23 protein-coding genes and 1 pseudogene are annotated in these 18,163 nt (G+C 69.0%); 18 read left to right on the forward strand and 6 right to left on the reverse strand.

Annotated features, from left to right (window positions below; genetic code table 11):
* The first annotated feature begins 2 nt into the window (after positions 1-2).
* The 7 genes from OG883_RS41140 (at position 3) to OG883_RS41170 (ending at position 3,338) form a co-directional block, all read left to right on the forward strand.
* A complete protein-coding gene (locus OG883_RS41140; RefSeq protein WP_266552473.1) occupies positions 3-182 on the forward strand; it encodes a hypothetical protein in 180 nt (59 codons plus the stop codon).
* Between the two features lie 45 nt (positions 183-227).
* Positions 228-680 (forward strand): hypothetical protein, encoded by a 453-nt coding sequence (locus tag OG883_RS41145; protein WP_266552476.1) that lies wholly within the window; start codon positions 228-230, stop codon positions 678-680.
* Positions 681-803: 123 nt separating this feature from the next.
* The gene (locus tag OG883_RS41150) at positions 804-1,055 is read left to right on the forward strand and encodes a hypothetical protein (RefSeq protein WP_266552479.1); all 252 of its coding nucleotides are present in this window, start codon (positions 804-806) and stop codon (positions 1,053-1,055) included.
* A gap of 102 nt (positions 1,056-1,157) precedes the next feature.
* Entirely contained in the window at positions 1,158-1,850 is a 693-nt protein-coding gene (locus tag OG883_RS41155) for a hypothetical protein (RefSeq protein ID WP_266552482.1), read from the forward strand.
* A 141-nt stretch (positions 1,851-1,991) separates the two neighbouring features.
* Positions 1,992-2,705, forward strand: coding sequence for a hypothetical protein (locus tag OG883_RS41160; protein WP_266552485.1), 714 nt, complete (start codon positions 1,992-1,994; stop codon positions 2,703-2,705).
* Positions 2,705-2,977, forward strand: coding sequence for a hypothetical protein (locus OG883_RS41165; protein ID WP_266552488.1), 273 nt, complete (start codon positions 2,705-2,707; stop codon positions 2,975-2,977). Before OG883_RS41160 ends, OG883_RS41165 begins: the two co-directional genes overlap by 1 nt.
* 91 nt (positions 2,978-3,068) lie before the next feature.
* Positions 3,069-3,338, forward strand: a complete 270-nt coding sequence (locus OG883_RS41170; RefSeq protein ID WP_266552490.1) for a hypothetical protein — start codon at positions 3,069-3,071, stop codon at positions 3,336-3,338.
* A 56-nt stretch (positions 3,339-3,394) separates the two neighbouring features.
* Here the strand turns inward: OG883_RS41170 and OG883_RS41175 are convergent, their stop codons facing one another.
* Positions 3,395-3,823, reverse strand: coding sequence for a hypothetical protein (locus OG883_RS41175; RefSeq protein ID WP_266552492.1), 429 nt, complete (start codon positions 3,821-3,823; stop codon positions 3,395-3,397).
* On the opposite strand from OG883_RS41175, the gene OG883_RS41180 reads away from it, so the two are divergent.
* From OG883_RS41180 to OG883_RS41210, 9 genes and pseudogenes are all read left to right on the forward strand, one after another.
* A complete protein-coding gene (locus tag OG883_RS41180) occupies positions 3,822-4,031 on the forward strand; it encodes a hypothetical protein (protein WP_266552495.1) in 210 nt (69 codons plus the stop codon). The two genes, OG883_RS41175 and OG883_RS41180, sit on opposite strands and share 2 nt — an antisense overlap.
* A 67-nt stretch (positions 4,032-4,098) precedes the next feature.
* Positions 4,099-4,302, forward strand: a pseudogene (locus OG883_RS47130) (WhiB family transcriptional regulator); the annotation flags it as partial.
* Positions 4,299-5,315 carry a hypothetical protein gene (locus tag OG883_RS46965; protein WP_323181063.1) on the forward strand — a complete coding sequence of 339 codons (1,017 nt, stop codon included), beginning with the start codon at positions 4,299-4,301 and terminating at the stop codon, positions 5,313-5,315. The pseudogene OG883_RS47130 and the gene OG883_RS46965, both read left to right, overlap by 4 nt.
* 220 nt (positions 5,316-5,535) lie before the next feature.
* A complete protein-coding gene (locus tag OG883_RS41190) occupies positions 5,536-6,180 on the forward strand; it encodes a hypothetical protein (RefSeq protein WP_266552498.1) in 645 nt (214 codons plus the stop codon).
* Positions 6,181-6,507: 327 nt separating this feature from the next.
* Positions 6,508-6,903: an alpha/beta hydrolase gene (locus OG883_RS47135; RefSeq protein ID WP_353963152.1), complete on the forward strand. Its 396-nt coding sequence runs from the start codon at positions 6,508-6,510 to the stop codon at positions 6,901-6,903.
* A gap of 78 nt (positions 6,904-6,981) precedes the next feature.
* Complete coding sequence (locus OG883_RS41195) at positions 6,982-7,569, forward strand: hypothetical protein (protein ID WP_266552501.1); 588 nt, start codon at positions 6,982-6,984, stop codon at positions 7,567-7,569.
* Between the two features lie 403 nt (positions 7,570-7,972).
* On the forward strand, positions 7,973-9,217 hold the full coding sequence (locus OG883_RS41200; protein ID WP_266552504.1) for an IS110 family transposase: 1,245 nt from the start codon (positions 7,973-7,975) through the stop codon (positions 9,215-9,217).
* Between the two features lie 187 nt (positions 9,218-9,404).
* Positions 9,405-9,860: a transposase gene (locus OG883_RS41205; RefSeq protein WP_266553276.1), complete on the forward strand. Its 456-nt coding sequence runs from the start codon at positions 9,405-9,407 to the stop codon at positions 9,858-9,860.
* A 77-nt stretch (positions 9,861-9,937) separates the two neighbouring features.
* Positions 9,938-10,402 carry a hypothetical protein gene (locus OG883_RS41210; RefSeq protein WP_266552516.1) on the forward strand — a complete coding sequence of 155 codons (465 nt, stop codon included), beginning with the start codon at positions 9,938-9,940 and terminating at the stop codon, positions 10,400-10,402.
* 303 nt (positions 10,403-10,705) lie between these two features.
* Here the strand turns inward: OG883_RS41210 and OG883_RS41215 are convergent, their stop codons facing one another.
* Together OG883_RS41215 and OG883_RS41220 are read right to left on the reverse strand one after the other, a co-directional pair.
* Positions 10,706-10,855: a hypothetical protein gene (locus OG883_RS41215; RefSeq protein ID WP_266552519.1), complete on the reverse strand. Its 150-nt coding sequence runs from the start codon at positions 10,853-10,855 to the stop codon at positions 10,706-10,708.
* The gene (locus OG883_RS41220; RefSeq protein WP_266552521.1) at positions 10,837-14,259 is read right to left on the reverse strand and encodes a tetratricopeptide repeat protein; all 3,423 of its coding nucleotides are present in this window, start codon (positions 14,257-14,259) and stop codon (positions 10,837-10,839) included. The genes OG883_RS41215 and OG883_RS41220 overlap by 19 nt, the downstream gene beginning before the upstream one ends.
* A 195-nt stretch (positions 14,260-14,454) precedes the next feature.
* Between OG883_RS41220 and OG883_RS41225 the strand changes: the two genes are divergently transcribed.
* Positions 14,455-14,577: a hypothetical protein gene (locus tag OG883_RS41225; RefSeq protein ID WP_266552524.1), complete on the forward strand. Its 123-nt coding sequence runs from the start codon at positions 14,455-14,457 to the stop codon at positions 14,575-14,577.
* A gap of 1,342 nt (positions 14,578-15,919) precedes the next feature.
* On the opposite strand, the gene OG883_RS41230 is transcribed toward OG883_RS41225, so the two are convergent.
* From OG883_RS41230 to OG883_RS41240, 3 genes are read right to left on the reverse strand one after another with little or no spacing between them, the layout of a single operon-like run.
* Positions 15,920-16,264, reverse strand: a complete 345-nt coding sequence (locus OG883_RS41230; protein ID WP_266552526.1) for a transposase — start codon at positions 16,262-16,264, stop codon at positions 15,920-15,922.
* Complete coding sequence (locus tag OG883_RS41235) at positions 16,261-17,508, reverse strand: ISL3 family transposase (RefSeq protein WP_266552529.1); 1,248 nt, start codon at positions 17,506-17,508, stop codon at positions 16,261-16,263. The genes OG883_RS41230 and OG883_RS41235 overlap by 4 nt, the downstream gene beginning before the upstream one ends.
* 54 nt (positions 17,509-17,562) lie before the next feature.
* Positions 17,563-17,829, reverse strand: coding sequence for a hypothetical protein (locus OG883_RS41240; RefSeq protein ID WP_266552531.1), 267 nt, complete (start codon positions 17,827-17,829; stop codon positions 17,563-17,565).
* A gap of 115 nt (positions 17,830-17,944) precedes the next feature.
* On the opposite strand from OG883_RS41240, the gene OG883_RS41245 reads away from it, so the two are divergent.
* Complete coding sequence (locus OG883_RS41245; RefSeq protein ID WP_266552533.1) at positions 17,945-18,142, forward strand: hypothetical protein; 198 nt, start codon at positions 17,945-17,947, stop codon at positions 18,140-18,142.
* Positions 18,143-18,163 lie beyond the last annotated feature (21 nt).

Raw genomic sequence — 18,163 nt, forward strand, 5'->3', positions numbered from 1 at the left:
AGATGTTGCAAGCACCCGGGGCGGACGCCAGGTCGCCAACTCAGCCGGCCGCCCCCGGGCCTCCCGACCCGCAGCCCGCAGCACCACCGAAGGAGCAGCACGTGACCATCTCCGCCGAAGCCGGCCAGTCGCGCCCGACCGCCGGCACCGCCCGCCGCATCACCGTCCGCGCCCTGAAGTGAGTCCGCTGGCTCACCGACACGGCCGCCAGCGCAACCCTCCTGGTCATGGTCGGCCTGTGGCTCACCCACACCGGCCCGGCCTGGCTCACCACCGCCAGCGACTGGACGGTCCTGCTGTACGCCGTCGCCATCCTCGGCACCAAGACCACGACCGACACCGTCGCCGAGTACGTCATCGACCTGATCGACCCCGACCGCTGGGACGGCGACATCACGTTCGAGCTCGCCGAGGGCCTGACCCAGCTGCGCGCCGACATCGACAACGGCGCCGACATCGACGACGTCCTGGACAGCCTGCGCGCCAGCAACCTGGTGCCCGAACTGCTCTCCACGCTGCGGAACCTGGCCGCCGAGTACGCCGCCCGCGGCGACGAAGACGAGAACCAGCGGCTGCTCGCCGCCGTCCAGCATCTGCGCAACGCCGACCAGTACATCGGATACGGCAGCGAGCTGGACGCGCTCGAGGCCGGCGGCACCTGCCAGAAGAACCTGCAGTAGCTACGCCCCGGGGACGGCGGCCAGGTCGCCAAACTCAGCCCACCGTCCCCGGGCCTCCCAACCCGCTCCAACCGGAGCAGGGGGCCGGAACCATCGTCCCTCATCCCCGCGAGGAGCAGAACCATGACCCCCCGATCCGACGACACCCGCAAGGACGCCCGTCAGGAGCTGAAGGAAGCTCTGGCAAAGGCCAAGGCCAAGCGCGACAAGGTCTTCGAGGACACCTACAAGCTCCGCGAGGCCGCCGACGAAGAACTCTGGAAGACCGTCGGCGCCGAGCTGGACGGCGCGTACCACGGCGCTCGCACCGACGCCGTCGAAGTCCTCGGCGTGACCCGCGACTACATCCTCAAGCAGACCAAGAAGTACAGCTAACCCACCCACTACCCGGGGCCGGCCGCCAGGTCGCCAACCACTCAGCCGGCCGCCCCCGGACCCTCCCTCCCACCCGCCCGTCGCAGACAAGAAGGCCTTGCCATGCCCGCATCCGCGACCATGACCGCCCCCCGGACCTTCTGGTCCGAAGCGGCCCTCGCCGCCGCGGTCGACGCAGCCTTCGCCGAAGCGCTCGCCGAAGAACTGGCCGCCCCGGCTTCTGACCGGCCCGCGATCGGCCTGCCGGACACCGAGACCCTCATCCGCCAGGCCGGCATCGCCACCGGTCCCTGTCCGCGCGACCCCCGCGAGCCCTCGGGCCGCGGCCAACTCCTCAAGAAGGCCTCGGTCTTCACCCTCCGGGCAGCCTGGTGGCTGCTCAAGCACACCTCCCTCTTCGCCATTGCCGCCCCGGTCGAGGTCATCCGTCTCTGGCGCTTCGCCACCCCCAGCACACCCGCCAGTCACGAGCCTGTCCCGCAGCCGGCGCCCCGCACCGGCCGCGCCGTCACCCCCGCCGACTTCCTTCAGGCAACGTCCGACCACATCAAGACCCGCGGCTGGACACAGCACCTCCTGAAGTCCCAGCGCGGCGTGTGCATGCTCGGCGCCCAGCGCTCCCTCATCCGCGGCGGCACCTGCACCCGCACTACCGCCGCCGAAGCCAACACCCACCTGCTCGCCGTCACCGGAGCCCGCTCGGTGCCCCGCTGGAACGACCGGCTCACCCGCACCGAAGCCCAGGTCCACGACGCGCTCCTGGCCGCCGCCGCCCGCGCCCGCGCCGCCCGCTGACCGTCACCGCCGAGACCGAGCACCCGCAACAGCTCCAGCCGCTGATCTGCCCACCCGGCCGTGCGGTCTGTTGCCACCGGACCGGACGACGCGGGGGACCGGACAGTCCGGTACCTCACCCGACCCGAAACGGAGTCCTTCGTGACCGCATCCATCACCACGACGACCATCGCGGCCGCCAGGCCGACGCAGCCCGACTGGCTCGCCGACATCCGCGACCGGCGCCAGGCCGCCGCTGACGACCCGTTCCACGTCACCGACTGCGAGGGCGACCTGTCCGTCTGGCGCCAGTCCGCCCTCACCCACGTCATCCGCAACGACAACGGCGAGATCACCGGCTGGTCCGCCCCGTCCAGCTACAAGGTCACCGACCACGTCATCGAGATCAGCCTGGACACCTGGGATGAGGGCGAGGACCCGCTGGACGACCAGCGCCGCTGTGACATCCACGGCCTGGTCACTGCACGCGACCGGGACGTGCCGCGCCTGCTCGCCCACATCGACCAGCTCCAGCAGCGCCTGGACTGCGCCGAGGCTGCGCTGCCCGGCATCACGCACCTGGTCCCCGGCGAGCCGGTGAAGGTCACCGTTTACCGCGCCGAGCACAGCGAGGACCTGGAGCCGCTCGGCCTCTACACCAACCGCGGCGCCGCCCGCGCCCACGGCGAGGCCATGGCCGAGCACGACAACAAGCAGCCCGGCCTCACCCACTGCTGGATCCCCGACGACGGCGACCCCTCCGCGGTTGAGGAGCTGTCGGAGTTCGGACCCGGCGAGGACGACGAGGACGCCACCGGCTACGTCGTCGTCCCCGTCACCGTCACCTCCGCGTACGAACCGGAGGCCGAAGAGTGATGGACAGCCGCGCCGTGTGGGAGATCGACGTCCCCATGAAGCACCGCGAAGATGCCGCCCGCCACGGCGTGCACGTCTTCACCGGCCTCGCCGAGAACGCCAGCGACGCCATCGCCGCCGCCCTGCGGGCCTGCGAGATCGCCCAGCTGCACGCCATGTCCGGCCGGCCGATCCCCGTCGGCAGCAGCCGCGGCGACTGGTCCGCCCGCGGCCTGCGCCCCGACTGGGAACTCCAGTGGGACCGCGCCGAAAAGAAGCAGATCGTCCTTTGACTACGCCCCGGGACGGCCGCACAAGGCCTGAGAAACCGCCGGCCGTCCCGGGCGCCTCACCCCGCAGCAGCGGAGAAGGAGAAACCCCATCATGCACGCCCCGGCCATCCGGCTGAAGCGACAGTCCACCACCACCGACCGCACGCGTCCCCTCGCTGGGCGCCTGCCGGCCCGCCGCCAGTTCGTCTGCGACCGCGCCCACGGCGCCGTCAGCTGGAAGGGCGAAGAGGCCGACTGCTGGAACTGCGGCCGGCCCGCCACCTCCCGGCACTTCCGCCGCGGCTCCGCCCTGCACCGCCTGCTCGACCAGGCCTGCGCCGCCCACCGCCCCGCCCGGCACCGGAAGGCGGTCTCGGCATGAGCCTCCTCGGCTTCCTCAACCAGCTCATCGGCGGCCAGGCGCTGGGCGACCACCTCTCATCCGCCGTCAACGACCTCATCGAACGCGAGCACGTCACCCGCAGCGAGGCCTACCACCGCATCACCGAGCAGGCCGACACCGGCGACCCGGCCGTCATCACTGCCACCCGCCAGACCTGGGTGCGCCGCCCGGACGTCGACCCCGAAGAAGCCCCGGTGCGGCGGCTGTACGTCCTCGAGCGCACCGAGACCGGCATCGTCGTCGCCTACCTCGACACCAACCCTCACACCGCCGGCGTCCACCTCGGGCCAAGCGGCCTCAAGCTCGAGCACCAAGCGCTCGACGACCACTTCACGGGCGCCGAAGCCGAGTTCGGCACCGACCTGCTGGAGCTGTACGAACTCGAGTCCTGGAAGCCCTTCGAGTTCCTGCTCCCCACCGTCGGCGGCATCGGCAACATCCGCCCCAAGGGGCGAGGAAGTCATGACCACCGCCCCGCCCCGTACGGCCCTGACCGCCTGCAGCTCGTGCGCCGGCCGCCCGGCCGCCGTCCTGGAAACAGTCTCCGCCAGCAATCTCAACGGCAGGCGCATCGCCGACCAGCGCGCCGGCGAGCTCGGCGACGGCGCCCACACCCACGCCGACCGCAACGGCGACATGCACGTGGTCCGCCCGACCGGGGCGACGTCGTGAGCCCCGTCTCGCCCCGTTCCCGCGGTTCACCGGCACCGAGCCCTGCCAGGCCCCGGACGCCGAACCCGACTGGTGGACCAGCGAGGACACCAACGACCGCGCCGCTGCCCAACTGTCCTGCAGGCGCTGCCCGACTCGCGAGGCCTGCCTCGCCTGGGCCATCGACCACCCCACAGACGCCGGCGAAGTCATCTGGGCCGGCACCACCCGTTCCCGGCGCTCCGAACTGCGCCGCGAGTTCACCCCCACCGCCCCGAAGGAGTCGAAGTGAACGACGCCTACCGCGCCGCGATCATCACCATGCTGAAGAACGGCACGCCCACCGAACAGATCCAGCAGCAGCTCCCGGACGTGAGCGTCGGTGAGATCGCCGCCATCGCCGAGACCGAGGGGCTGACCAAGGCCCACCGCAAGACCGGCCACTCCCCGATCCCTGACCTCGACCCGCAGCTGGCGCTCGCGCTCACCGCCCTGGCCTGGGGCGAGAACAGCCACACCGCCCGCATCCGCAACCTGGCCGCCCGCACCCGTGCAGGCCTGACCGAGCTGCAACAGCTCCAGCGCGACGCCTCCGAAGTCGAAGCGGCGGAGAAGGAAGTCGCCGAAGCGGCCCAGCACCTCACGAAGGCTCAGGCCAAGCTGCGTCGGCTCAAGAACGGCGGCAAGACGACGAAGGCCGCCCCGGCCGGCGCCCCGACGCTGGACGACAAGCGCCAGCGCCGAGATCCGAGCCTGGGCCCGCGCCCAGGGAATGGACGTCTCCCAGGTCGGCTCCATCTCCGCGAAGGTCATGGACGCCTGGAACAACCGGGACAGCAAAGCGGCCGTTCCCGCTCAGCGGGCCGGGTAGTGCGATGGCCGCCTTACCCGCCGGCGCGGAAGGCGGCCAGCTGCTCGCCGGTACGGGTGGAGGCGGTCATCGCCGCCGCCCGCCCCGAGGACACCGACCCGGCCTGGGGACTCCACCACCCCCGGCCGTACGGGCCGCAGGCCAGCGAGACCCGGCCGCTCATGCGGTGGGCCGCCGCCCTGGACGAGCAGCTCAAGGCCGACAGCGCAGCCGACTACCGCGTGCGCCTGGCCGTCGACCTGGTCCGCATCGGCCACAACACGCGGATCAACCCGCCGCCCGGTTCGATCGACCTTCCGCTCGCCACCTGGGAGATGACCACCGAGCACCACATCGAGCTCGTCAGCAGAAAGTGGCCGACCGGATATGCCGGCCACACCATCGCCCGGATCGGCCGCCTGGTCGCGGCCTCAGCAAAGGAGGTATGGGCGTGACCAGTCAGCCAGAGGAAGGCCCGAACGACGACCGAGCGCAGGGCCAGGTGTGCCGACGCGGTCACCTCATCCCGTGAAGCTCTGGGGAAACTCCCAGGCGCATGACTTGGAACGTGAGCGCGGGGCGGTCGCCGGTTCGCGTGGCTCAAGCCGGATCAAGATAGCAAATGGGATGATTCCGGACAGGAGTCGCGAACGGGAACGTTGAGGAGTCCGGAAAATGACAGTAGCTGGGGAGGCCGACGACGGCAGCGAGCCGTTCGTGGTCGACGACACGTCACCTGAGACAGCCGCCGACGACCCATCCTTTGAGGGCGTGAATGTGTGCCGGGTAGCTGCACTCTCGACGATGTTTGGCGGTGAGAGTCAGGCGGTTCGCGAACTGACACCCGAACTCCAAGAGCTCGGGTTCTCCTCGACGCTAAGTTCCGGCGAGCGTGTCTGGTCAGACATCAATCCATTGGAACTCTTCCCTGACTTCCGAGAGTTGCAGTGGGACGCCCCGGGCCGGAACCGCATCCAGCTCTGGCAAACGCTCAATGGGACGTCAGCGCCGGAGGCGGCCTCTGCGTTTCTCGTGGCCGTTCTCGGGAGCGGACTCGAACGCGAGTCAGCAGCCGCTGCAGCTGCACTGTGGCGGCAGACTTCCGAATACGACCTTCCTGCACCGCGGCATGACCCGCACTACTACTGGCGCCTTTGGGAGCTTCTCTGGCGGTATTGGGACCGCGGCACCCCCAGTTGGAGAGGCTTCGCCTGGCCAGGTCCGGGTCCGCTAGACGTCGACCCCGACGATGACGACCTTGAGGTCGTCCCCTGGGACCCGCAGCGGTGGACGGGGATCTACCAGGACGTCATGTCATGAATCGACGATCCGTACACGCGAATCGCTTTCATCAACTTTCTCGCACAATGGCGCCTCAATGAAGCTCTGCGATCCCCCGATCCCGTGACGCGCTCGCTGGCCATGACGGCATCTCTGCCAGCCCAACGACCAGACACCGGCGATTTGCCTACTCCTGGCGGAGTCGCGGCTGCACCAGCAGGGGCGGTGGAGGTCTCAACGATGATTCACGGAACCTGGGGGTGGAAGGGCGACTGGTGGCGTCCACGCGCCGACTTCCACCAGTTCATCCTGACCCAGCACCGCCAGAACCTTTACAACCGCGGCGCTCGGTTCAGCTGGAGCGGCATGTATAGGAAGAGCCACCGCAGGAAGGCGGCGGAGGACTTCCGCGACTGGGCAGACGACGTGGCGCCCTCTGGGCTGCAGACGGTATTCGCCCACAGTTACGGGGGCGAAGTCGCAGCGCGCGCCATCCGGAACGGAACACGGCTGAGGGAACTCGTGCTGCTCAGCGCTCCGGCTACGCGCCACGTCAAAGCAGCCGCCGCAACGTCAGGCCTTCGCGTGGTCGATGTCCGCTTGCGCTTCGACCCCGTGTTGGTCTTGGCGCGGACTCGACAGAAGATTCAGCACCCCAACGTGACCCCTGTCGTGCTTCGTGACTGGCGCCTTGGTCACAGTGCCACGCACAAGAGGCACGTTTGGCTGAAGGAAGACGTGGCCAGACTAGGACAGATCTAGCTGCGTCCCGGCAGCAGCTGTCGCCGCTCAAGCCGTGGAGGACGACCCACCGCGGATTTCGTCACTCCGCTGGGATCCATGTCGTCGCTTCCCCACTTCTGGACCCGGTATGCCACGGTCCGCGGTGACACCAACACCTTCAACGCCCACTACATCGCCGACCGCAAGCGCACCGTGCTCCTGCTGCGCGCGGTCATCGCCGACCTGGTCGCCCTCGCTAACCCGGCCGACTCCCACGCCGCCGCCCAGGCCGCGGGCGCGGCCAACGCCCTGCGCCGCGCCGACTGGAAGATGTGCCTGCCGGCCGAGGCGGCCCGGGCCTGGCTGCGTGAGCAGTACCTGGAGCACCAGGAAGCCGAGGACCTGCACCCGCCGAACTGCCCCGGAGGCTGCCGCGGTTCCGGCACCCTCCTCGAGCCGGTGATCTGGCAGAGCGACGGCGTCCCGCTCCACGCCGAGCCCGTCGACTGCCTGCGCGGCGAGGAAGCAGACCCGCACGCCGCCGACTGCACCGGCTGCCACGGCACCGGCAGGAAGTACGACGCCGAGCACCGCGAATACAAGGCGTGCGGCTACTACCCCCGACCCCGCGTACGAGCCCGCTCCCCGGCCGGCCGACTTCGGCGGCCCCTGGAGCAGCGGCCCGCAGGGCGGGTACGACGATGAACCGCCTTTCTAGGCGCCGGCTCGCACCGAGGACCCGCTGCCGGGCCGGCCATGATGGGACTCGTTGAAGTTGGCTCTGTCCGCAGTTCCGTGAATCTGCAGGTCAGCGATCCAGCGCACCTTCGGTGCGCGCCGGGGGCGTGGTAAATGCCGTGGCGTGCGCCGGGGGTGCTTCTGTCTGCCCTGACGTGGACTGATGCCGGTTCGGGATCGTGGTGGGGTTCGTTCCGGCCGAAACCGGTGCCTCTGTGATGCCGGTGAGCTCGCAGGTCAGCGTGGTGCTGGGGGCCGTCCACGGGAACCGTGGAGTGTTGCTGCGAAGCACGTGCGTCAGAATTCCTGATTCACCCTGGCCCTCCCGGAACGGCGTACCCGGCTGTCCGGAGAGGGAGGGAACAAGGCCATGGACGTGCTCCACGAACGCTGCGCCGGCCTCGACATCAGCAAGAAGGACGCCAAAGCGTGCGTCCGCACCCCGAGTACGAAGCGGCGGGGGTCCTTCACGACCGAGACCACGACGTGGGGATCAACAACGAACGCGGTCCTCGCCCTGCGCGATCACCTGCTCTCCGCACAGGTGACGCTGGTAGTGATCGAGGCGACCAGTGACTACTGGAAGCCCTTCTACTACGTACTGACCGAGGGCTTGAACGTGATCCTCGTCAACGCGCGGCAGGTCAAGAACCTACCCGGCCGCAAGACGGACGTCTCGGACGCGGCCTGGCTGGCCCAGCTCGGCGCCCACGGCCTGGTCAGGCCCTCCTTCGTGCCGCCCGAGCCGGTCCGCGAACTACGGGACCTGACCCGGGCCCGGACCACCGCCACCCGTGAACGCGGCCGTGTGGTCCAGCGGCTGGAGAAACTCCTGGAGGACACCGGCATCAAACTCTCCGCGGTCGCCTCCGACATCATGGGCGTCTCCGGCCGGGCCATGCTCGAAGCCCTCATCCGCGGCGAAGCCGACCCGCGGGTCCTCGCGGACCTGGCCAAACGCAAGCTCCGCAACAAGATCCCCGAACTCACCGAGGCCCTGACCGGACGGTTCCGCGAGCACCACGCGTTCCTGGCCCGACTGTTTCTGGATCAGTACGACCAGCTCACCACGATGATCGACCAGCTCACCGGACGCATCGAGGAGGCGATGGCCCCCTTTCGTCCCGCGCTCGACCTCCTCGACACCATCCCCGGCATCAACCAGGCCACCGCCGAAGTGATCATCGCGGAGACCGGCGGGGACATGACCCGGTTCACCTCCGCCAAACACCTCGCGTCCTGGGCCGGGGTCTGCCCCGGCCACCACGAGTCCGCCGGCCGTACCAAGAACACGAAGGTCCGGCCCGGCAACCCCTATCTCAAAGGCGCCCTCGGCCTCGCGGCATTCGGCGCTGTGAGAACCAAGGACACCTATCTGCAGGCCCGTTACAAGCGGCTGACTGCCCGCCGCGGCCCGCTCAAAGCCCTGGTCGCCGTCGAGCACTCGATCATCACCGCGATCTGGCACATGCTCACCGACAACGTCGCCTACCAGGAACTCGGCGGTACCTACTTCACCCAACGCGACCCCGAACGCACCACCCGCCGGGCCATCAACCAGCTCAACCAGCTCGGCTACACCGTCACCCTCAACCCGAGGGAGAACGCCGCCTGACCGGCAAACCCGGACACCCGGAGGCCCACCGCGACCACCGGGCACCCAACCCTGCCCACACCCACCCTGACCAGGCTCTATTTACGCGTCAGGGGCGGGAACGGGGGAACGTTTCGGCAAGGGCCAGGCCAGCGGCACCCGCTTGTTCCAGGAGATCCACGAACGCGGCTACCGCGGCAGCCGTCCGGTGGTCCGCCAGCACCTCGCCGCACTGCGGGCGGGCAGCGCCGAACCGGTCCGGGCCGACCTCCCCAGCCCCCGCAAGATCACCTCATGGATCATGCGGCCCCGCGACACCCTCACCGAGAGCCAGGACCGGAGACTGCTGGAGGTCCGGCTCGCCTGCCCGGACATCACCCGGGCCTGCGACCTCGCCCGCACGTTCGCAGACCTCGTCCGTCACCGGCGCGGATACCTGCTGCTGGAGTGGATCCGCCAGGCCGAGCAGGATGCCCCCAAGCCACTGCAGGGCCTCGCCGGTTTTCTCCGCCAGGACCTCGACGCCGTCACCGCCGGCCTCACCCTCTCGTGGAGTTCAGGCGTCGTCGAGGGGCACGTGAACCGGGTGAAAACTCTCAAGAGGGCCATGTATGGTCGAGCGTCCTTCGAACTCCTCCGCACTCGCATCCTCACCCAGCCATGATCGTCACGGACCTTTGTGGCATCGGTTGTTCAAGAACTGCCACCGCGGCACGGCAGTCATCTACCAGGCTGTACGTCATGGATGGAGTAACTGGGGGTACTGTCTTCGCCCTGATCGGTGTCCTTCTCGGGACCGTGGGAGCTCTCGTCGGGCAGCATCTGGCAACCCGCGTCGAGGTGCAACGCGATCGGCAGCACCGCACGGATGCGGTACGTACTGAGCGCAAAGAGGCCATCCTGGGCTTCCTGGCTGCCGCGCAACGGGTCGAGTTGATACTCGATCGTAGAGAGCTTGGCCTGCCGGCTCCTGAAGACCCTCAAGACGAGAAACTGCATGACCTGTGGCTGGCGAAGAAGGCCGTCGAGTTGGCCTGCTCTCACGACACGGGCCAGGCTGCCCATGACTACACCAAGGCGCTACACGCACACATGCGCAACACGGTTGTGCCTGAGCAGGCTCCCAGAACGCGTGACTATCGCTACGCCTTCATGGAAGCGGCACGCGGCGCCTTGGAGAGCGGCCGCCCGAAGATCCAGCGATGATGCCCAACCGACCCCTCAGCCTCTCCTGCCTACTACGATCGCGATCTTCACGGAACTGCGGACAGAGCCGTTCTTCAAGGTTCCTCATCGCCGTTGGAGAGATGGGAACCAGTCACAGGCACGGACGTTGCCCTTTGGCTTCGGAAGGTCCAGACGAGGCGCTTCAGAACGCGATGGACAACACCGGCCTGCTGCTGAACATGCTCAAGTCGGTCGGCCTGTAGGGCGCCCCAGGCTCTACGCTGAGCGGAGCCGTCCCGGTGGCTTCCCCGTGCCACCGGGACGGCTTTCGTACGTTCTCGCTCAGGCCGTCCCGTCGACCTCGGCGAGGAGGCGGTAGACGGTGGCGACCGATGGGTGCTCTCCCTTGTTCTTGCCCGAGGAGATGACGATCTTCTTCGCGGGTGGTTTGCGAGAGGTTATGAGAACAGAGATCAGGGGCAAACCGGACACGGGTTCGCTGCGAGCCAGGTCCGGATGTCTCTCGCCTCTCGCACACGCCCGAGCCTGAGGAGTAGGTCCGCCTGCAAGCCCAGCACAGAGCGGAGCGGTGAAAGGAACTGCGCAGGTGCGGCTGTCACGAGCCTGCGGTAGATCTCGACCGCTTCCCCTGTAGCTCGCAGCGCTCCAGATGGGTCCTGCTTTGCTTCATAGCGCACCCATGCCCAGACAGTCAGCGAGCGCGCGAGGTCGGGTTCGTTGGCGGCCGGGTTGTCCGCCGCCAGCCGACGGTAGACGTCGACCGCCTCCTGGGCCGCGGTGAGGGCCTCCTTGCACCGCTCCACCGCCGACAGGAGGGCTCCGAGGTTGGACAGCGAGCCGGCGAGGTCGGGTTCGTTGGCGGCCGGGTTGCCCGCCGCCAGCCGACGCCGAATCTCCACGGCCTCCTGGGCCGCGGTGAGGGCCTCCTCCCGCCGCCCCACCTCCGACAGCCGGATGCCGAGGTTGGACAGTGAGGTGGCGAGGTTGGGTTCGTAGGCGGCCGGGTTGTCCGCCGCCAGCCGACGGTAGACGTCGACCGCCTCCTCGGTGGCGGTGAGGGCTTTCTCCCGCCGCCCCACCGCCGACAGGTCAGCGCCGAGGTTGGTCAGCGAGCCGGCGAGGTCGGGTTCGTTGGCGGCCGGGTTGCCCGCCACCAGCCGACGCCGAATCTCCACGGCCTCCTGGGCCGCGGTGAGGGCCTCCTCCCGTCGCCCCACCGCCGACAGGTCAGCGCCGAGGTTGGACAGCGAGGTGGCGAGGTTGGGTTCGTAGGCGGCCGGGTTGTCCGCCGCCAGCCGACGGTAGACGTCGACTGCCTCCTGGGCCGCGGTGAGGGCCTCCTCCCGCCGCCCCACCTCTGACAGCCGGACGCCGAGGTTGGTCAGCGAGCCGGCGAGGTCGGGTTCGTAGGCGGCCGGGTTGCCCGCCGCCAGCCGACGCCGAATCTCCACGGCCTCCTGGGTCGTAGTGAGGGCTTTCTCCCGCCGCCCCACCGCCGACAGGTCAGCGCCGAGGTTGGACAGCGAGGTGGCGAGGTTGGGTTCGTAGGCGGCCGGGTTGTCCGCCGCCAGCCGACGGTAGACGTCGACTGCCTCCTGGGCCGCGGTGAGGGCCTCCTCCCGCCGCCCCACCTCCGACAGCCGGACGCCGAGGTTGGTCAGCGAGGTGGCGAGGTCGGGTTCGTAGGCGGCCGGGTTGCCCGCCGCCAGCCGACGGGAGACGTCGACCGCCTCCTCGGTGGCGGTGAGGGCTTTCTCCCGCCGCCCCACCGCCGACAGGTCAGCGCCGAGGTTGGACAGTGAGGTGGCGAGGTTGGGTTCGTAGGCGGCCGGGTTGTCCGCCGCCAGCCGACGGTAGACGTCGACTGCCTCCTGGGCCGCGGTGAGGGCCTCCTCCCGCCGCCCCACCGCCGACAGCGTGACGCCGAGGTTGGACAGCGAGGCGGCGAGGTCGGGCTGGTGTGCGGGGTTGGTGCGAGTGAGGTCGCGCCAGGCTTGCAGGGCGTCTTGGCCGACGGGGAGGGCTTCATTGCGAAGTCCGGCGTAGGACTGGCGTACAGCGAGGGTCTCGAGGATGCGGGCACGCGTAGCGGGGTCGTAGGTGGTGGCCAGGCGGTGGCGGGCCAGGCGGGAGGCGATGGCGGCGACGCCGACGTCGAGATCGGTGTGCCGGCCGATGGGGAGATGGGGCTCGATGGCTTCCAGGACCGTGAGGTCGATGGTGTCGAGGCCGGCCAGGGTGGCGAGGGCTGTGCCGCCCGCGTGCAGGGAGAGCTCGGGGTGATTCTTGAGCAGGGGGTAGAGCTGGCGCGTGGCGATGTGGGGCCAGCGTTCTGCGGTGTTGATCAGGATGGTGAGGGTGTCGCGGGTCCAGGGCAGGGCCGGGGCGGGATCTGCTGTGGCGGCTGCCAGAAGGTGGGCGGGGGCCTTGTCGGCCCAGCCGGTGGACAGGTGCTGGCGGGGTGGGTAGCCGGGGGTGGTCAGGGCGAGGAAGTCTTCGCCGAGCCGGTCGGGGTACAGCGGTTCCAGGTAGGTGGCCGGGGCGTCGAAGGCATTCGGGGCGAGGGGTGGGTAGCACACGGCGTGGTCGCTCAGGACCCGCCCGGTGGTGAGGGTGGCCGGGGTATCGACTCTGGCGTGGGTGAGGGCTTCCAGGGCGGTGTCGTAGTCCACGGGGCGGGTCAGAGTCGCGGTGTAGACGGCCTGGGCCATGACCTCCGGCCCGATCTCGACGTCCGCGCTGTGGTCGTGGAGTTTGTCCCAGTAGTCACGTTCGCGCTCCAGCAGGTACTGCGAAAGGCTCACCGGGTCGTTGGGGGGTGCGGCGCCGCGCAGGTGGGCGTCGACGGCGACCAGGGCGGCCATGTGGATGGTCAGGGTGAGGCTGAAGGCTTCATCCGCGAGGTTGCCGGGACAAGGAACGGTCTCGGGGTCGGTCAGTCCCAGGGCGGCGGCGAAGCGGTCCCGGGCGGCGATAAACGCCTCCTTTCGCGCGGCCATGCGCCGGCCTGACAGGGGCAGCAACTCGACCGTGCTGGGGAGATAGTTCAACTTGCGCAGGTCGTGCTGCCGGCTGGTCCACCAGGTGCCCCCGGAACGGGCGAGCAGCAGGACGCGCAGCCTCTCACCAGGGCGGGCCGCCAGCGTCTGCAGCAGCGTTTGCAGGTCCTGCTTGGGCCAGCGTTCCGCGTAGTCGATCACCAGCAGGGCCCGCCTGCCCAGGGCGGGAAGCGTCCGTGCGGCGGTACCCGCTGTGCTCGTGCTGCCGCGTACAGCCTGCCAGACCTTCCACCCGGTCCCCGTGGTCTCGGCCAGGCGGGCGGCCAGCCGGGTCTTCCCCCGCCCGCCGGGGGCGTACAACAGGGTCACGGCGGCCACCGGCCCGTCGCCGTCCCGCCAGTCCTCCAGGCGCGCCAGGTCGCCTTCGCGTCCGATAAAGGGCACCACCTGGTGCTGGGCCGACAGCAGCTGGCTGGGCTGGTCCCGCCACGCCGGCGCCGCCTGCCTGCTCGGCCGGGGGAACGGTTCGACCACGAACGCCGCAGGCGCCGCTGCGGCTTGTTCTTCCCCCAGAAGTTCCAGCACGCCGGTCAGGACCGTATGACGCCTTCCCCACAGTTCCCGGTCGTACAACGCCCTGCTCAGGGCGATGCGGTTGTCCTTGGCGTACTGGTCGCAGGCGGTCAGGAAGGCGTCGATGAACTCCCACGCGACCGGCTTCGTGAACTCGGCGTTCAGCACATTGCCGATCCGCGTGGTGCTCAGCTTGCGGCCGCTGTGCCGTACTAGGGCCTCGTAGGAAGGACTTCCGGCATCCCGGAGCACCCCCTTCAGTTGGGCGGCGAAGTTTTCCCGCGCCTGCTGCGCTGCTGTCATCTACGTCGTTCCCGCCTCGTGTGCTGTCCTCGATCGTCCCGGGCCGACCCACGCCGTGTCAGTGGTGACCAGGGCAGACGGGGGCGGATTCCTGTCTCGTCCCCGATCGGGGTGGCCCACCCGCCACCGCCTTGAGGATCGTTCCTGTCGGCCGACACCACCGCCCCAACGGCCCTGTGAAGGGAAGAGATCGCCATGCCCCGCACCCGTCTGACCCGCCGTGAACGGCTGGCCCTGGCCGCCGCCGCGCTGGGGGCCGTCGTCAGCGACGCCATCCGCGCACTGATCGCCTGGCTGCTGAACCAGATTCTCGGCTGAAGCCCCATCACCACGCCCGGACGCACAGCCGGTGGTGCCTTCACAGGGCATCACCGGCTGTGCCCGGGCTCTGATCGACGCATTCGGGACACCGGCTTTGTCCGGCGCTCTCACCCAGCCCGCCGCGTCATGACCTCCGGCCGCTGCCGCCCTTGCGCGGCCGCAGCACTGGCCGGGCCCGGCGGAAGGGCTCTTCTCCTCCATTGGTTCCGCCGCCTGTGCCCCCGCAGGGGAGTGCTGCGGGGGCGCCGCCACTATCCCTTGTCTTCCCCCGCTCCTGCGCTGGTCGGTCTGAGACCGTAGCGCGCCATCGGCGCATGCACAGTGTCTTTGGCCGATTGCGCTCAGCCACGGCCGTCGGGTTCCCGTCCAGTGCCTGCACGCACCGGCGGATACCCCCCTTACCGGGAACGCGGGGAATCCCCCGCCCTTACGGCGGGCAGCTCCAGCGCCGCTCATGCGGCCGAGCCGAAGCCAGATGGGCAGCCGCCTCCAGCTCGCCGCCCCCACCGACCCCGAGCCGGAACCGGAGCCAGCCGTGGCCTGAACACCAGCACACACCGCTCGGCCCCTTCGCCACGTCCAGGCGAGGGGGCCGATCTTCCATCTGAAAGCTACTCGCGGGTTACTTGTCACCTGGTTCGCCGCTCGTTAACGGCACGACGGACGTGAGTTCAGCGTGACTGAGGGGCTTTCACCGGGAACCCACGGCGTCCTCGGCAGGCAGGCTCGAGAGTGCGGTGGGTTCGTCTAGTCATTCGCTCTCGGCGGTCTGCTCATCTGATGCCGATCTCCGAGACGGATCCTCACCAGCCATGACCTGGGCCACGAAAACCATCTCGCCAGCGCCACACTGCCGGGTACGTTCATCTCGTGTGCTACTACGCCGAAAAGCCCTACAAGCTGCATTACGCGTGCGTGCTCTGCCGCGTCGCGTTCAAGCGGCATCCCAGTCCCGGCGAGCACCGATGCCCTCGATGCTCAGAACCAATGGTTTGTGCCGGCCACGACTTCGCGGCACCGCGGCGTCGGGACACCAAGGCGTGGACCGTCGTGGCCGCGGTTCTCAACGCCGGACTGCGTTACGAGGGCCGAGAACCGTGCGGCTGCGGCAAGGAACCCAAGTTCCGTCCCCGCACCAGAGCTCAGCTGCGCGCCCGCCGAATCGCAGCAACACGAACCGGCGTTCCCCTCGCCGACAAGCTGGGAAGAGCAGAGCTACAGGCATCCGACTGATTCGAGAAGCGATGCAGAGACGGCAGCACACGATCCGCCTCCATAAGATCATTCACGGAACTGCGGTCAGAGCCATCGGCAGGCTGTGACCGCGCTTCCGTGATGCCTACGGCTGGATGAGGATTCGGGCTCTCAGCACGTGGAATGAGGCTCGGCCGTACATCTGTCGCTTGATCGTCTTGATGCGGTTGACGTGGCCTTCTACGACGCCGGAGCTGTATTGCAAGGTCAGGCCGGCGGTGACGGCGTCGATGTCGAACTTCATGAACCGGGCGAACCCGCGGATCGGCTGAGGTGCGTCACGCTCCACTTCGCTGATCCAGTCGGGCAGCAGCTGTCCTGTGCGGTCGCGGACCAGGGTGGTGAACCGCTGCGCGATGTCGCGGGCGCGGGCGATGTCTGGGCAGGCCAGGCAGACGTCGTTGAGCCGGACCTCGTCGTCTTCGTTCAACGACTCACGGCGACGCATGATCCAGGACGTGATCGCGCGGGGGCTCGGAATCGGCGCCGGTGCGGGTATGGCAGTGCCGTCTCGAAGAGTCGCGACGTATCGGCGGACCGTCTGAACCGTGCCCCCGAATCCGCGCTCGCGAACTCGCGGAAGAGCCGGCTGGCGTCCGTGCAGCCGTTGAAGAATCGGGCTTGCAAGTAGGAGTGAAAGGGTGCGAGGAGCCCTGTTCGACGATGCCGGGCGGATTCGATGAGTACGGCGAGATCGGTGTCCCGGAAGTGCCGCACTGTCTTGCGGTCCATGCCCAAGCGGCGCGCGATCGCGCTGATCGTCCATCCTTTGTCCGACAGATCGAGGATGTCGGCGTGCCGGTGGAGGGTCCGCTCGACGATGGCGCTCTTCGGGAGCGCGGCCGGCTGATCCGGCACCCAGGTGTCAGGGACCGGCGCGTCAGGTTGAGCCCGCTCTTGGGCATGTTTCCGCAGGCAGCTGCGGTGCTGGTGACATGTCTTCTCCACCACAGCGGACAGGTTTTGCAACAGATGCCACCGATCGGCCACTTCGATCGCCCCGGTGGCGGCCTGTTTGATCGCGCGGGTGTAGCCGGTGGCCCGGTCCCGGCAGATGACCTCCGCTCCGGGGTGGGCCTCCAGCCAGGCAAGGAGGGTTTCCGAGCTGCGGTCGGGCAGAACATCGAACGGCTTGCCCTGTTCAACGTCCACGAGCACCGTTCCGTATGTGTGGCCACGCCGGAAGGCGAAGTCATCCACCCCCAGGATCCGCGGAGCCCGGGCCGGGACCACCGGCGCCGACAGCAGGCGGATGAGTGACGTCCGCCGTCCGGCCAACGCCAGCCGTCGGCAGAGGCGTTCTCCCGGGCGGCCCCCGAGCTCCACGGCCACGAAGCGGACAAGGTCACGCATGGCCACCGACGACTGACTGTGAGACCTCGTGAAACCTTCGATCTGCTCAACGAATGTCCGTCGGCGGCACATCGATATGTCACAGAGGAACCGCCTCACCCGTAGTCGGACGAGCACCTCTCGACCGCCGACAGGCCGATCGGCCAGCCGCCGCCAGTACCGGCTGTGGACCCTTCGTGCAGCGTTGCCACAGTCCGGACAACGGCCAGGAGGACCAGTACCAACCGCGTCCACGAACAGGGTGCGGCCCGCGACATGCAACCGCGCGATCCTCAGCTCGATCCCCGGAAACAGGACGTCCGACAGCTCACGCAACCCCATACAGAAGTTGTGCCGCGACGAAACGATCCGGCATGCCAGCCGCTGCGGTCGCGATCAGTACGGGCGCTGGATGCCGTGAGCCTCCAACGCGCTCTCGTAGCGGCCCAGCAGTTCGTCGAAGTTTGCCAGGAGGATGGTGGCAGCCTCGTGGGCGTCATTGACGTCGCCCTCGGCGCAGGCCTCCACGATTTCGGCAACGTCGCCGCGGATGATCGACAGCGAGTCACCCTGGATCAGCACCCCCGGGAAGTGACGTGGGGGCAGGCGGACAACCGCGTCGTTGCCTGGATCCGTGAACAGCTCAGCCTCAATGCGTTCCATCGGGATATCCAACAGCAGACGCCATACCTCATCCAGCCGTAGTCATCACGGAAGCGCGGTCACAGCCAATCGGCATCAGCATCGCGCCGGCCCGGCCCCCGACCCGGAGAGAGCAATGGCCCTTCTGCCCCGCACCGTGTACGTCGCCAGCTGCGACGGCTGCGGCGTCACCTACTACGCCGCCAGCCCCGAAGACGAAGACGACTACGAACTCACCCTGCCCAGCAGCGAACTCGACCCCGCCTGGGCCCGGCAGATCACGGGGACCAGAGCTGGATCGCCAGCGCCCGGCACCTGTGCCCCGCATGCGTGACAGCGCGGGGCGACGCCGTCA

Origin of the sequence: Streptomyces sp. NBC_01142 (assembly GCF_026341125.1) — a bacterium.
Lineage (GTDB): Bacteria > Actinomycetota > Actinomycetes > Streptomycetales > Streptomycetaceae > Streptomyces.

Coding starts and splice junctions, on each gene's coding strand:
- OG883_RS41175 (WP_266552492.1), bottom strand. CDS start 3,823: ATGACTTCCTCGCCCCTTGGGGCGGATGTTGCCGATGCCGCCGACGGT.
- OG883_RS41245 (WP_266552533.1), top strand. CDS start 17,945: ATGGCCCTTCTGCCCCGCACCGTGTACGTCGCCAGCTGCGACGGCTGC.
- OG883_RS41210 (WP_266552516.1), top strand. CDS start 9,938: ATGGATGGAGTAACTGGGGGTACTGTCTTCGCCCTGATCGGTGTCCTT.
- OG883_RS41195 (WP_266552501.1), top strand. CDS start 6,982: ATGTCGTCGCTTCCCCACTTCTGGACCCGGTATGCCACGGTCCGCGGT.
- OG883_RS41145 (WP_266552476.1), top strand. CDS start 228: ATGGTCGGCCTGTGGCTCACCCACACCGGCCCGGCCTGGCTCACCACC.
- OG883_RS47135 (WP_353963152.1), top strand. CDS start 6,508: ATGTATAGGAAGAGCCACCGCAGGAAGGCGGCGGAGGACTTCCGCGAC.
- OG883_RS41155 (WP_266552482.1), top strand. CDS start 1,158: ATGCCCGCATCCGCGACCATGACCGCCCCCCGGACCTTCTGGTCCGAA.
- OG883_RS41190 (WP_266552498.1), top strand. CDS start 5,536: ATGACAGTAGCTGGGGAGGCCGACGACGGCAGCGAGCCGTTCGTGGTC.
- OG883_RS41220 (WP_266552521.1), bottom strand. CDS start 14,259: ATGACAGCAGCGCAGCAGGCGCGGGAAAACTTCGCCGCCCAACTGAAG.
- OG883_RS41165 (WP_266552488.1), top strand. CDS start 2,705: ATGGACAGCCGCGCCGTGTGGGAGATCGACGTCCCCATGAAGCACCGC.
- OG883_RS41200 (WP_266552504.1), top strand. CDS start 7,973: ATGGACGTGCTCCACGAACGCTGCGCCGGCCTCGACATCAGCAAGAAG.
- OG883_RS41235 (WP_266552529.1), bottom strand. CDS start 17,508: ATGGGGTTGCGTGAGCTGTCGGACGTCCTGTTTCCGGGGATCGAGCTG.
- OG883_RS41225 (WP_266552524.1), top strand. CDS start 14,455: ATGCCCCGCACCCGTCTGACCCGCCGTGAACGGCTGGCCCTGGCCGCC.
- OG883_RS41180 (WP_266552495.1), top strand. CDS start 3,822: ATGACCACCGCCCCGCCCCGTACGGCCCTGACCGCCTGCAGCTCGTGC.
- OG883_RS41170 (WP_266552490.1), top strand. CDS start 3,069: ATGCACGCCCCGGCCATCCGGCTGAAGCGACAGTCCACCACCACCGAC.
- OG883_RS41150 (WP_266552479.1), top strand. CDS start 804: ATGACCCCCCGATCCGACGACACCCGCAAGGACGCCCGTCAGGAGCTG.
- OG883_RS41140 (WP_266552473.1), top strand. CDS start 3: ATGTTGCAAGCACCCGGGGCGGACGCCAGGTCGCCAACTCAGCCGGCC.
- OG883_RS41240 (WP_266552531.1), bottom strand. CDS start 17,829: ATGGAACGCATTGAGGCTGAGCTGTTCACGGATCCAGGCAACGACGCG.